A 12,556-nucleotide genomic window follows, 5' to 3' on the forward strand; every position below is an offset into this window, starting at 1 on the left:
CTGGGCATTGCTATAAATCGGCAGCTCGTACTTTTTACTTTTGCCTTTTCACTTATTAGTAAGTTGCAGCCAATTTCAATGCATTATAAGCATTAACCACACCTCCAGTAACCGAAATATCCTTCAAGGCATCTGCTTTTTCTACAGATTTCATGATGATTTCTTTTACCTGAACCGCTTTTAATTTTGGATAGTAAGAACGGATTAAAGCAGCTAAACCAGCAACCACCGGCGATGCCATACTTGTACCGTTGTTATCTTGATATTTTTGATCTGGATAAGTAGAGTAAATAGCAAAACCAGGGGCAAATACATCTACCGTAGTTTTTCCGTAGTTAGAAAAAGAAGCCTTTAATCTGTTATCGTTATAAGGTGTAGAAGCACCAACAGTTAACCAAGCATCGGCCAAAGTGCCATCTTCGTATTTATTAGTAGGGAAATTGGTATCTACATCTAGGTTTTTGTTATCATTGCCCGCAGCGTGTACCAATAAAACATCTTTGCTTACTGCATATTTTACCGCATCGTCAACTACTTTTTTATCCCACGAGTAAGCTTTACCAAAACTCATGTTCAATACTTTAGCACCATTATCTACCGCATAGCGGATAGCATTTGCTACGTCTTTATCACGCTCATCGCCGTTAGGCACATTACGCACCGCCATTAACAATACATTATCGGCAACGCCATTAATACCTAATGTGTTTTTTCTATCGGCACCAACAATACCTGCTACGTGCGTACCGTGAGACGGGTCTGGTCCTTTAGAATCGGCATTACCATAAATACGCTCGTTACTGTTGTTTTCGTTATCGCCAACAATGTTACGAGGGTTAAAAGTTAGGTTATAGTTATAATTTACTTGATCGTAGTAATGATCGTAACCTGGCTTTATTTGCGTTTCATAGAATGTTTTATAATCCATGTTAGCTAAGGCTCTAATTAAAGTATTTTTAATGCTATTTTCAATTTGGCCTTCGGCTGTAAAGTTTTTAATGTCATCTAAAGTAGGATTTTCTTTACCTATTTTTTTAGCAACACCTTCTACAGCATTTTTAACAGATTCAAATCTTTGTAAGTTAGCTTTCGCTTTATCCAAACCTTTCTGCAATTCTTTTTTATTAGCAAGGTAAGTTTCAAAAGCTTTTCTATCGGCAGCAGCAACATTCTCTTCTGTTACATTAGCAAAACGAGCTGCATCTCTACGAACCAAACGCGTAATTTCTAAAGTTTCTTGGTTAACGTTTCCGTCTTTACCACCCAAAAAGCTCCATCCGTTTACGTCGTCGATGTAACCATTTTTATCATCATCTTTACCATTGCCAGCTTTTTCTTTTTTGTTCACCCACATTACAGATTTCAAATCTTCGTGAACACCATCTACACCACTATCTAAAATACCAACAATTACCGTGCTAGATTTTTTACCTTTTAAAAGTTCGGTATAAGCTTTTTCGGTACTGATACCAAAAACGCTATCTGTTTTTAGGTCTAAATTGTACCAGTTTTTCTTTTGCGATTGGGCAGACGCAATAAAAGGGGCTGTTGCCAATAACGCGAAGGCTACAAACCTTTTAATTTGATTTTTATTCATTTGAATTTAATTTATAAACAATTAAAGTTAAGAAACGGCAAGTTACTTTGTTTTATTATTATTCGCAATTTACGTAACAACGATATCATACTTATGAAGCAAGCCTGACAAGCCTGAAGGTGAAAAAAGTGCTTTTCGCACATTATTTTGCGCCGGATCGATGCTAAAGTTAAATGCCTGGGACAAATTTGCCTGCACCAATATGGTGCGCATAAAAATAGCACCACTTAAATTACATTGCTTAAACACGGCCAAAGTCAAATCAGATTCGGTAAAATCGGCACCTTTCAAAGAGCAATCTATAAATTTTGCTTTCTTATTTTTCTTCTTTGCAAAGGTGGCATAATCTAAAATACAAGCTGTAAAATTTACGCTAAATAAGAAATCTTTAGCTACCGAGAAATCGGTTCCAAGCAATTTGCTGTTTTTAAAATTCACATTATCCAAACCTGCATCATTAAACTTTACCATACTTAAATTACAGCCATCAAACTCACAATTGGTGAAATTGCAGTTCTTAAAATCTACCTCACTAAAATCGCATTTTTTAAAAACACACTTGTTAAAAAAAGTTGTCCTTTGGCCTTTCTCTAAAACATCTGCCTCACTAAAAACCCTATCATCATAATAAACTTCGTCTTTTACCATTTGCTTAAAATAAGCTGGCAAATTAACAAAAACAGTTTCAACAAAAAGTCACAAAAAAAATCCATTGCGTTTTTTCAATGGATTTCAAATAGTCTTATAAAAGCTACTAGGCTGCTTTTTTCTCTATCAATTTTTTTATTCTACTTTCTATATAATCTAAATCAAACGGTTTTGCAATGTAATCGTCTGGGGCCGAAGCCGCACTAAGTTCTTGGTTCTGCACATTTGCCGACATCACAATTACTGGAATATGCTTGGTAAAAGTATCATTTTTCAAATCCCTGCAAATATCCAAACCGTTTCCATCAGGCAACATTACATCTAAAATAAATAAATGGGGGATAGAATCTTTAAGCTTGTTCTTTAATTCTTTAAAAGTGGATGAAACTTGGATTTCGTAACCTTCGTCTTTCAGTAAAAATTCGATGATGAAAGCAATGTCTTTGTCGTCTTCTAAAACATGGATGCGTTTTTTCATGTATTGGTTTAATTTAAATGGTTTATAATTTGATAAAAACTAGGGAAGTTTTTAAACGGTTTAATTGTTAAACAACATTTATCTTAAAAAGTTTTAGCATTTGTTTAGTTTTTAATAATCGAAATTACACGAACGACCAAAACATTATCGGCAAACACCTGTGTTTAAATTAAAACTTTAATTTACTGAAAAAGCAAGCACACAGTAACAATAGACCTGTAACCGAAATCCACAATACGTTATAACCAAACTTTTCGGCAATATAGAAACCGCTGGTTGGCCCAATTACTTGTGCTACCGACCAACTCAAGGTATAGCCCGCGGCATATAATCCTCTATTATATTCGTTGCTTCGTTTTACTACAAACGTGTTAAAGAACGGTAGTGATAACATTTCGCCAAAGGTAAACAGCACAATGCTAGATACTGCCAAAACCAAAGGTATAAATTTGGGCAGCATAAGCACAACAAAAGATAAAGAAACCGTAATTACTCCTACAACAATATAAAATATAGGCGATTTTTTATTCTCTATTTTGCTAATCATCACCATTTCCAATACAGCAATCATTACGCCATTTATCCCTAAAATAAAGCCTATCAGCGCTTCGTTTAAATGCCATACTTCTTTATAAAATACAGGCACTACCCTAAACATCATAAAAAAACAGGTAGTAAACATGGCAGACAACAGCAAAAACTTAATAAAAGGAATATCCTGCCAAGGTTTCCGAATCGTATCAGTCAACTGGTTCTTTTCTTCTTTAGAAAGCGTTGTTTTTTTATAGGGTAAAAACAATAATATGGCAATCGCCACCGATATGCTAACCCCTCCTTCTACCATAAACAACAATTTATAGTTAAAAGCAGCAATAATTCCACCAACACTTACGCCAATTGCCCATCCAATATTCACCGCTAAACGGTTTAACGAATAAGAGCGTGTTTCGGTTCCGGGCGCTGCATAAGAAGAGATAGCGGCATAATTAGCAGGCCTAAAAGCTTCTGAGAAAAAACTAATAACTACAGCCAGTACGCACAACCAAGTAAAATTTTCTACAAAGGCAAAAAACAGGAAGAAAAGCCCACTTACCAAGGCGGCCACAATTTGCACGGGCCTATAGCCAAACATATCGGTAAACTTGCCTCCTGCGGCCGCCCCTGCTATGGCACCAAAACCAAACAACGAAATAATAATTCCCGCATCAGATTCTGGCCTATGCAAAACTTGGGTAATATATAGCCCCATAAAGGGCACAGCCATAAAACCACAACGGTTAAGAAGAACCAATAAACTAAGCACCCACGTTTCGCGGCTTAAGCCAGCAAACGAGGCTTTATAGGTATTTAAAATACGATTGAACATTGATTTTGATTGGTGCGCAAAACTACATATTAAGCCAGTAATTAGCCACAGATACACAGATAAATAAAAATAATATCCTTTAAAATTTCATGCCATTGTTCTTTACATTCTCAAATAATATCTGTGCCTCTACCGAAAACCATAGCTACAGATAAAATCAAATGCTTAATTTTGATACTCTTTTTTAAAATCACGATTGTATGTCAACAGAAATTAAATGCCCAAATTGTAACCATGCCTTTCCTATAGAAGAAGTAATGGCCGAAGAATATAAAAAGGAACTGCGTGAGCAGATGGCTTCGTTTAAAAAGAAACAACAGGAAGAATTTGAAAAAAAGGCACAAGCGCTCGAACTGCAAAAAAAACAACAGGAAGAAACTTTTGAAGTACAAAAAAAACAACAAGAGCTTGCTTTTGAACAACGTTTAGCGAAAGAGAAAGAAACTTTACAAGCATCGGTAAGTGAAAACTTGCGCAAATCTATCAGTGCAGATTTTGAGAACAAGCTAAAAATATTAGGCGATGCCAATAAAGAAAGTGAAGAAAAACTGAAAACTGCCCGTCAGAAAGAATTGGAGTACCTGCAGCTAGCCAACGAAATGAAGCGCAAAGAAGAGGAAATGGAGCTAACCATACAAAAGAAAATGGCAGAAGAACGTGAAAAAATGGCTATCGACATTAGAAATATTGAGAACCAGCGATTGCAAAATGCCGAGCATGAGTTTAAGATGAAGCTAGCAGAAAAAGAAAAGCAGTTGGAAGACCAGAAAAAACTAGCCGAAGAAATGAAACGCAAAGCAGAACAAGGTTCCATGCAGTTACAGGGCGAAATACAAGAACTGGCTTTAGAAGAATTGTTGCGTAGTTCTTTCCCTTTTGATTTGGTACAAGAAGTTGGCAAAGGGGTTCGTGGGGCAGATTGCATCCAAATAGTTAGAAATAATTTTGGGCAAGAATGTGGGCATATCATTTACGAAAGCAAGCGAACCGTAGCCTTCTCTAACGATTGGATAGAGAAACTAAAAACCGACATGCGTAGCCAAGGAGCCGAAATTGCGGTATTAGTTACCCAAAACATGCCGAAAGACATGAACTGTTTTGGCTTAAAAGATGGTGTTTGGATTTGCACTTTTAATGAAGTACAAGCCTTGTCGGCCGTTTTACGCGATGGCATTTTACGTTTGTTTAATGCCGCAAAATCTCAAGAAAACAAAGGTGATAAAATGCACATGCTTTACGATTATTTAACCAGCAACGAATTTTCGGAACAATGGAAAGCCATTAGAGAAGGTTTTATGAGCATGAAACTATCTATACAACGCGAAAGAGATGCCATGGAGAAACTCTGGAAAGCCAGAGAAAAACAGCTGGATAAAGTACTTTTAAACGCGGCCCATATCCGAGGTTCTATTGAGGGCATTTCGGGCACAGAGAATATTCAGCTAAGCCTTACCGACGATGAAGATTTATTTTTAGAGTAACCTCTATTTTTTAGTGCTTAAAATTAAAATTCTTTTTTTATGGATTTTAGCGCCCAACAACATCATTGCTAAAAAACTAAATAAATAGCTGTAAATTTATTACTGCAAACATTTACCGCCTACTTTAAGTTGTATTTAAATTTTATGATGATGAAAAAAAGCTTTAAAAATCTGTTATTGGCATTTTTAACAATCCCTCTTGCTTATAGCTGTGGCCAACGAGAAAATAAACAGGCGGCTAACAATGAAGTATTAGACACGGTAAAGCAATGTTATATTTCTTCTTTTGAAGGCGACAGCGCTACCTTAAATCTTCTTATAATTGACAGTAATAAAGTAGAAGGTAAATTGGTAATTAATTATGCCGAAAAACCAAAAAACGATGGCATTGTAAGAGGAGAATTTAAAGGCGATACACTATTTGTAGATTACAGTTTTAAAATTGGCGAGGGCACTACAGAATTTTCAAATCCATTGGCTTTACTTAAACAAAACAACGATTTAAAATTGGGCGTTGGCCAAATTGAAACATTGTTCGGCAGATCGTATTTCGTAAAAAATAAACCAATCTCTTTCGAAAAAGGTAAATTTAACTTTGTACGTACCGAATGTAAATAAGGCTTTATTGTTTGTTCGGAACTTTCGCATTCCGAACAAACAAGACAGTTAAAATGTGTTATTAAGGCACTAGCTTTTTAATTACCTCCATCGTTTGATCTACCATTGTAGCAGAAATATCTAAATGCGTTACCAACCGGATAGTCTTTTCAGAAGTAGCATTGCACAATATTCCATGCTTGTCTAAAGCAGCTACTACTTTATCAACGGTATAACCATCAGCTACATCAAACAGCACAATATTGGTTTCTACAGGCATCACTTTTTCTACAAAGTTAGTTGTCGCCAATACATCAGCTAAAGCTTTTGCATTTTTATGATCTTCTGCCAACCGATCTATATGGTGATCTAAAGCGTAAATACCAGCAGCAGCTAAAAAGCCAGCCTGTCTCATACCTCCACCCAACACCTTCCTTATTCGTCTGGCTTTATGGATAGTGGCAGCAGAACCTAGTAATACTGAGCCTACAGGTGCGCCCAAACCTTTAGATAAACAAATAGAAATGCCATCAAAATAATGGCCATAGTGCGCCGCTTTATCGCCTGTGGCCACCAAAGCATTAAAGAGCCTAGCGCCATCTAAATGCAACTTTAGGCCTTTAATACTGCACAAGTTATGTACTGTCTCTATTTGTTCCAAAGTATAACATTTGCCTCCGCCCTTATTTACTGTATTTTCTAATACCACTAAACTAGACTTTGGAAAATGAATGTTCTCCTCATTAATTTGAGGCTCTATCAGCTCTGGCGTTAAAATACCCCTTTCGCCATACAGCAACCTTACCGATGCCATAGAATTATAGGCAATGCCACCACCTTCATACCGGTAAACATGGGCAGTTTGGTCGCAAATTACCTCATCCATGGGTTGTGTAAAGCATTTAATGGCAATTTGGTTGGTCATTGTGCCAGACGGACAAAACAAACCTTCCTCCATGCCAAACATTTGCGCCAGCTTATTCTCTAAAGCACTTACGGTTTCATCTTCTCCGTAAACATCGTCCCCAACTTTGGCGCTCATCATTGCATCCAACATTGCGGCCGTAGGTTTAGTTACCGTATCGCTTCTATAGTCTATTTTATAGTTCATGTTAATTGTAGCTTTGCTAAGATCAAAGTTAAGATCAAAAACTTTAATAGCATAACCAGTTTCTTAAGTTAGGCATCTTTTTATTACCAGTCTAACATTTGTTCTTTCAATAGCACTATCCCATGTACCAATACGGGTATAAGAAGCTTATTCTACAAAAAAATTACATCTTTAATTTTCCATTTTTCAAGAAAGGTAACAATACCATTTTAGAGAAAAAAAAAGCTTGATTAGTGTAGAAAATACACTTTATTAAAAAACCACCCTACACATTCTCAATCAAACATTTGAATACTTTTATATGTTAACCATTAAAAAAATTAATATTAATTTTTTTATTCGGATAAAGGCTGATATATTGCCAAACTTTTATACAAATTACACAACTTAACAAACCAAAAAGATGATACTTATTGCAGATGGAGGATCTACCAAAACCAATTGGTGCTTAATCAATGAGGCCGGAAGGAGACTCCACTTTAACACGGAAGGTTACAACCCGTATTTTGCAAAGCAAGATTACATTGAAAATTCATTAAGAACAACTTTACCAGATTACCTAGACGCTTCCAAATTAGAAGAGGTTTACTATTATGGCGCAGGTTGTTCTACTGATGCTAACAAAAAAATTGTTGCGGATGCTATGCAAAAGGTATTTGTAAACGCAAAAATTAATATAGACCACGATCTATTGGCTTCTTGCCGTGCACTTTTAGGCGATGAACCTGGTTTTGCGGCTATTTTAGGAACAGGCACCAACACTTGTTTTTACGACGGTAAAGAAATAACACTAAACATAGACTCTTTAGGTTATTTTTTGGGCGACGAGGGCAGTGGGAGCTATATAGGCAAACGCTTATTGGCCGATTACATGAAAGGTTTTATGCCTAAAGGTTTAAGCGAAAGCTTTTTTACCATTTACGGCCTAACCAACGAAGATATTTTTGACAATATCTACAACAAAGAACTGCCAAACCGCTTTTGCGCAAGCTTTAGCAAGTTTCTTTACGATTATAAAACCGTTTACCCAGAATACATGGAAGACGTGGTAGATACGGCTTTTACTGCTTTCTTCGAAAATTTAGTAATCCACTACCCTAATTACAAAAAATACGTACTAAACGTAGTAGGATCGGTAGGTTATAGCTTTAGAGACAGGCTAAGCGTAATTGCCGACAGGTACGAAATGGGTGTGGGTAAAATTATCCGCTCGCCAATAGACGACTTGGTAGAATACCATTTAAGCAGAAGATAACTTCAACAGAATTCAAATACAAAGAGGGCAACACCATCACGGAGATTGCCCTCTTTTTTTATTTATGCCCACGCTCTAGGACAACTCGTTAATTAAAATCTTCTCAATAACCACTCTGTGCCCTAATGGCCTAGAAAGAAATTTCTTTACCAAAAAGCTTGTTGTATTTCCGCTTATCGAATTTGTAAAGCGTAGCCGCCCTAAATGAAACGCCTCTTTGTTTTTCTTCCAGTTCTTTCAAAACTTTAAAGCTCAAAATTTTCTTACGAAAATTACGCTTATCCAATTTTTTACCAAGAATAAGTTCATAAACACTTTGAACCTGCGTTAGTGTAAATTTTTCTGGCAATAACTCAAAAGCCAAAGGCAAATGTTTAATACGGCGTTTTATTTTCTCTAAACCCTTGTTTAAAATTTCCTGATGGTCAAAAGCCAACTTAGGTAAAGTTGCCACATTAACCCATTGCGCTCTTTTGGCATAGTTGGTCAATGGTTTTAGCGGTTTGTCGCCACCCAAACGCAACATGGCATAATAGGCCACAGAAATTACCCTACCTTGGGGATGTCGGTTTACTTCACCAAAAGCATAGTACTGCTCCATGTAAATATCGCCAAGGCCGGTGAGTTCTTTTAAGATACGTTGTGCCGATTGATCTACACTCTCATCGCCACCCACCAAGTTGCCAGGCAGTGCCCACCAATCTTTAAATGGTTCCTCATTTCTTTCAATTAACAGTATTTTAAGTTCGGTACCATCAAACCCAAAAAGAACGCAATCTATCGAAACCGCAAAATCAAAACCTGGAATTACTTCTGCCAAAACAATTGTTTAAAAAGGTTAAAATATCAGACAAAATAAAGACACTTATTTCGTTAATTCATAAAAATTTTGAAAAAAAATTACTTAGTGTAAAAAATACACGCTATATTCGTATAATTAGAATGAAACCAAATATCAAAAACATAGCAGTACTAACCTCAGGAGGCGATGCTCCAGGCATGAATGCCTGCATAAGGGCTGTTGTGCGCACTGGAATTTACCATGGCCGCAACATGTTCGGTGTAATGCAAGGCTATCAAGGTTTAATCAACAATAATATTATCCCAATGGATGCCCGCGCTGTAAGTAATATTTTACACATGGGTGGCACTATTTTAAAAACCGCCAGGTGCTTAGCGTTTAAAGAAGATGCCGGAATGGAAATTGCCTTTAAACATTTGCAAGAAAAAGAAATAGACGGATTAGTGGTAATTGGCGGAGATGGTACTTTTACAGGAGCGAAAAAATTTGGTGAAAAATTCGGCATCAACGTAATTGGCGTGCCGGGCACCATTGATAACGATTTGTACGGTTCTGACTTTACTTTAGGCTATGATACCGCCATTAATACCGTTATTGAGGCAATTGATAAGATTAGAGATACGGCCGATTCGCACGACAGGCTATTCTTTATCGAAGTAATGGGCCGCGACTCGGGATGTATTGCCCTACGTAGCGCCATTGCCAGTGGTGCAGAGGCAGCACTTTTACCAGAAAGAGAAACGTCGTTAAAAGAATTGATTACCAAACTTAAACTAGGCGCTTCTACCAAAAAATCATCAAGCATTGTAATTGTTTCCGAAGGAAATAAATACGGCGGGGCGTATGATATTGCTAAAGCAGTAAAACGCAAGTTTACCCATTACGATACTAAAGTTACCATTTTGGGGCACTTGCAACGCGGTGGTAGCCCGAGTGGTTTCGACAGAATTTTGGGGAGCAGATTAGGCTTTGCAGCCACCAATGCGCTTATTAATGGCGAAACCATGAAAATGGTAGGGCTTAAAGGAAATAGCATTAGTTTAACACCTTTAAACGAAGCGCTAAGCGGATTGAGCAATTACAAGCTAGAAGACGATTTATTGGAAATGGTAAATGTTTTATCAATATAAAATATAACGAGTATGATTGCAGTAGTATATAGCGGATCTAAAAATGCTTGCTGGAAAATATGGCAAGAGGGCAAGGCAATGGTAGAAACCCATACGCCAAGTGTTAATCCTTGTTTCAACGACCCTAAACAGACGATACAACTTTTAAGCAAAAACATCACTCTTATACGCAATGCCGAAAACATTAAAAAAGTTTATGTTTTTGCGGCTGGCGCATCTGCAAAAGAAAAACAGCTAGAATTGGCCACCACACTTGAACGTTTCTTTGTAAACAGCAAGGTAAAAGTAAAAGACGATGTTTATGGTGCAGCTATTGCCGCTTGTCACGACAAGTCGGGTATTGTAGGGATTTTGGGCAGTGGCGCCAATTGTGCCTATTATAATGGCAAAAAACCAGAGAAAAACAATTATGGCCTAGGCTACATACTTGCAGACGAAGGTTCGGCAAGTTACTTCGGGAAAATATTATTGAAAAATTTCTTGGAAGATAAACTCCCCGCAGACTTGAAGGCGAAATTAGACCACCAATACCATTTAGACCGCCCAAGTATTTTAGAACGCGTGTACAAGAAACCACAAGCACAAATCTACTTGGCTTCTTTCTTAGATTTTTACTCAGAAAACAGAGACCATAAATTTATACAACAACTCATCACACAAGGTTTTGAAAAATATTTCAGCACCTACCTTATCCCTTCGTTGGCAAAACACCCCGGCGAAGAAATACATTTTGTAGGCACTGTAGCCGGACATTTTCAAGAACAGCTAAGAGAAGTTGCCGCCAAGCATCGTATCGAAATCATGTCGGTTACCAGAGAACCCATACATAACATACTTAATTATTACATCAATTAAAACAGGGGCTAAGCCCATATTATATAGTTAAATAAAGTATTCAATTAAAAACAATAAGTAATGAAAATAGGAATAAACGGATTTGGCCGTATTGGCCGCTTGGCTTTTAGAGCTGCTGTAAAACGTACTGACATTGAAGTTGTTGGCATTAACGACCTTGTAGAACCAGATTATATGGCCTACATGCTAAAATACGACTCTACCCACGGTTTGTTTGATGGTACCGTAGAAGTAAAAGATGGCAACTTAGTGGTAAATGGAAAAACTATCCGCGTAACTGCCGAAAAAGATCCGGCTAACTTAAAGTGGAACGAAGTAGGTGCCGAAGTAATTATCGAATCTACAGGCTTATTCTTAACACAAGAAACTGCTCAAAAACATATCGATGCTGGTGCTAAAAAAGTAATCATGTCTGCACCTGCAAAAGACGACACCCCTACTTTTGTAATGGGTGTAAACCATAAAGAATTAAAAGCTGATCAAAATATCGTTTCTAACGCATCTTGTACTACTAACTGTTTAGCGCCAATTGCTAAAGTATTACATGATAAATATGGTATTTTAGAAGGCTTAATGACAACCGTTCATGCCGTTACCGCAACTCAAAAAACAGTAGATGGTCCTTCGGCTAAAGACTGGAGAGGTGGCCGAGGCGGTTTCTCTAACATTATCCCTTCTTCTACCGGTGCCGCTAAAGCTGTAGGCCTAGTATTACCTTCATTAAAAGGCAAATTAACTGGCATGTCTTTCCGCGTACCTGTAGCAGACGTTTCTGTAGTAGATTTAACCGTTCGTTTAGAAAAAGGTGCCTCTTACGAAGATATTAAAGCAGCAATGAAAGCAGCTTCGGAAGGTGAATTAAAAGGAATATTAGGTTATACCGAAGACGAAGTTGTTTCTTCAGATTTCTTAGGCGATGCCCGCACTTCTATTTTTGATGCTAAAGCAGGAATTTCTTTGAGCGATAACTTTGTTAAAGTAGTATCTTGGTACGATAACGAGTGGGGTTATTCGAACAAGATTATCGATTTAGCACAAGAAGTAGGCAAATTCATTTAATCACTTCTAAAATATTGTACAAAGCAGTATCTCACAGGTGCTGCTTTTTTTATGCCCCTTAAACTAAAGCTTTGTTATGGATGGCAAAACAATTGCCTTTAAGCAACCTACAAAGCCATTTTAGTTCTACTATTAAGAAGCTGTTAAAAATTTCAATAAGAATAAATACATAGGCGG

General features: G+C 37.1%; 12 protein-coding genes. 6 read left to right on the forward strand and 6 right to left on the reverse strand.

The genetic code is table 11. From position 1 onward, the window contains the following. Nucleotides 1-55: 55 nt before the first annotated feature. From B3I52_RS00470 to B3I52_RS00485, 4 genes are all read right to left on the reverse strand, one after another. Entirely contained in the window at nt 56-1,597 is a 1,542-nt protein-coding gene (locus B3I52_RS00470) for a S8 family peptidase (RefSeq protein WP_293297264.1), read from the reverse strand. 69 nt (nt 1,598-1,666) lie between these two features. Next, nucleotides 1,667-2,245, reverse strand: coding sequence for a pentapeptide repeat-containing protein (locus tag B3I52_RS00475; RefSeq protein ID WP_293297266.1), 579 nt, complete (start codon nt 2,243-2,245; stop codon nt 1,667-1,669). Nucleotides 2,246-2,351: 106 nt separating this feature from the next. After that, entirely contained in the window at nt 2,352-2,723 is a 372-nt protein-coding gene (locus B3I52_RS00480) for a response regulator transcription factor (RefSeq protein WP_293297269.1), read from the reverse strand. Between the two features lie 169 nt (nt 2,724-2,892). After that, on the reverse strand, nt 2,893-4,089 hold the full coding sequence (locus tag B3I52_RS00485) for an MFS transporter (protein WP_293297272.1): 1,197 nt from the start codon (nt 4,087-4,089) through the stop codon (nt 2,893-2,895). A 200-nt stretch (nt 4,090-4,289) separates the two neighbouring features. Here B3I52_RS00485 and B3I52_RS00490 point away from each other — a divergent pair, with 200 nt between their 5' ends. Both B3I52_RS00490 and B3I52_RS00495 read left to right on the forward strand, forming a co-directional pair. Next, nucleotides 4,290-5,570 (forward strand): DUF2130 domain-containing protein, encoded by a 1,281-nt coding sequence (locus tag B3I52_RS00490; RefSeq protein ID WP_293297275.1) that lies wholly within the window; start codon nt 4,290-4,292, stop codon nt 5,568-5,570. 144 nt (nt 5,571-5,714) lie between these two features. Beyond that, entirely contained in the window at nt 5,715-6,188 is a 474-nt protein-coding gene (locus B3I52_RS00495) for a hypothetical protein (RefSeq protein ID WP_293297278.1), read from the forward strand. A 61-nt stretch (nt 6,189-6,249) separates the two neighbouring features. On the opposite strand, the gene B3I52_RS00500 is transcribed toward B3I52_RS00495, so the two are convergent. Continuing rightward, nucleotides 6,250-7,278 (reverse strand): threonine aldolase family protein, encoded by a 1,029-nt coding sequence (locus tag B3I52_RS00500; RefSeq protein ID WP_293297280.1) that lies wholly within the window; start codon nt 7,276-7,278, stop codon nt 6,250-6,252. 403 nt (nt 7,279-7,681) lie between these two features. Here B3I52_RS00500 and B3I52_RS00505 point away from each other — a divergent pair, with 403 nt between their 5' ends. Beyond that, nucleotides 7,682-8,533 (forward strand): N-acetylglucosamine kinase, encoded by an 852-nt coding sequence (locus tag B3I52_RS00505; protein WP_293297283.1) that lies wholly within the window; start codon nt 7,682-7,684, stop codon nt 8,531-8,533. A 130-nt stretch (nt 8,534-8,663) separates the two neighbouring features. On the opposite strand, the gene B3I52_RS00510 is transcribed toward B3I52_RS00505, so the two are convergent. Then, nucleotides 8,664-9,353, reverse strand: a complete 690-nt coding sequence (locus B3I52_RS00510; protein ID WP_293297286.1) for an NUDIX hydrolase — start codon at nt 9,351-9,353, stop codon at nt 8,664-8,666. Between the two features lie 122 nt (nt 9,354-9,475). Between B3I52_RS00510 and pfkA the strand changes: the two genes are divergently transcribed. From pfkA to gap, 3 genes are read left to right on the forward strand one after another with little or no spacing between them, the layout of a single operon-like run. After that, a complete protein-coding gene (gene pfkA / locus B3I52_RS00515; RefSeq protein WP_293297288.1) occupies nt 9,476-10,465 on the forward strand; it encodes a 6-phosphofructokinase in 990 nt (329 codons plus the stop codon). Between the two features lie 12 nt (nt 10,466-10,477). Further along, entirely contained in the window at nt 10,478-11,320 is an 843-nt protein-coding gene (locus B3I52_RS00520; protein WP_293297291.1) for a hypothetical protein, read from the forward strand. Between the two features lie 60 nt (nt 11,321-11,380). Then, nucleotides 11,381-12,379: a type I glyceraldehyde-3-phosphate dehydrogenase gene (gap, locus tag B3I52_RS00525; RefSeq protein ID WP_293297294.1), complete on the forward strand. Its 999-nt coding sequence runs from the start codon at nt 11,381-11,383 to the stop codon at nt 12,377-12,379. Nucleotides 12,380-12,556 lie beyond the last annotated feature (177 nt).

This window comes from Pedobacter sp. UBA4863, from assembly GCF_002399615.1.
Classification (GTDB): Bacteria; Bacteroidota; Bacteroidia; order Sphingobacteriales; family Sphingobacteriaceae; genus Pedobacter.

Bases quoted from the DNA above. Each gene is read 5' to 3' on its own strand.
- B3I52_RS00470 (WP_293297264.1), bottom strand. From the start codon at position 1,597: ATGAATAAAAATCAAATTAAAAGGTTTGTAGCCTTCGCGTTATTGGCA.
- B3I52_RS00475 (WP_293297266.1), bottom strand. From the start codon at position 2,245: ATGGTAAAAGACGAAGTTTATTATGATGATAGGGTTTTTAGTGAGGCA.
- B3I52_RS00480 (WP_293297269.1), bottom strand. From the start codon at position 2,723: ATGAAAAAACGCATCCATGTTTTAGAAGACGACAAAGACATTGCTTTC.
- B3I52_RS00485 (WP_293297272.1), bottom strand. From the start codon at position 4,089: ATGTTCAATCGTATTTTAAATACCTATAAAGCCTCGTTTGCTGGCTTA.
- B3I52_RS00490 (WP_293297275.1), top strand. From the start codon at position 4,290: ATGTCAACAGAAATTAAATGCCCAAATTGTAACCATGCCTTTCCTATA.
- B3I52_RS00495 (WP_293297278.1), top strand. From the start codon at position 5,715: ATGATGATGAAAAAAAGCTTTAAAAATCTGTTATTGGCATTTTTAACA.
- B3I52_RS00500 (WP_293297280.1), bottom strand. From the start codon at position 7,278: ATGAACTATAAAATAGACTATAGAAGCGATACGGTAACTAAACCTACG.
- B3I52_RS00505 (WP_293297283.1), top strand. From the start codon at position 7,682: ATGATACTTATTGCAGATGGAGGATCTACCAAAACCAATTGGTGCTTA.
- pfkA (WP_293297288.1), top strand. From the start codon at position 9,476: ATGAAACCAAATATCAAAAACATAGCAGTACTAACCTCAGGAGGCGAT.
- B3I52_RS00520 (WP_293297291.1), top strand. From the start codon at position 10,478: ATGATTGCAGTAGTATATAGCGGATCTAAAAATGCTTGCTGGAAAATA.
- gap (WP_293297294.1), top strand. From the start codon at position 11,381: ATGAAAATAGGAATAAACGGATTTGGCCGTATTGGCCGCTTGGCTTTT.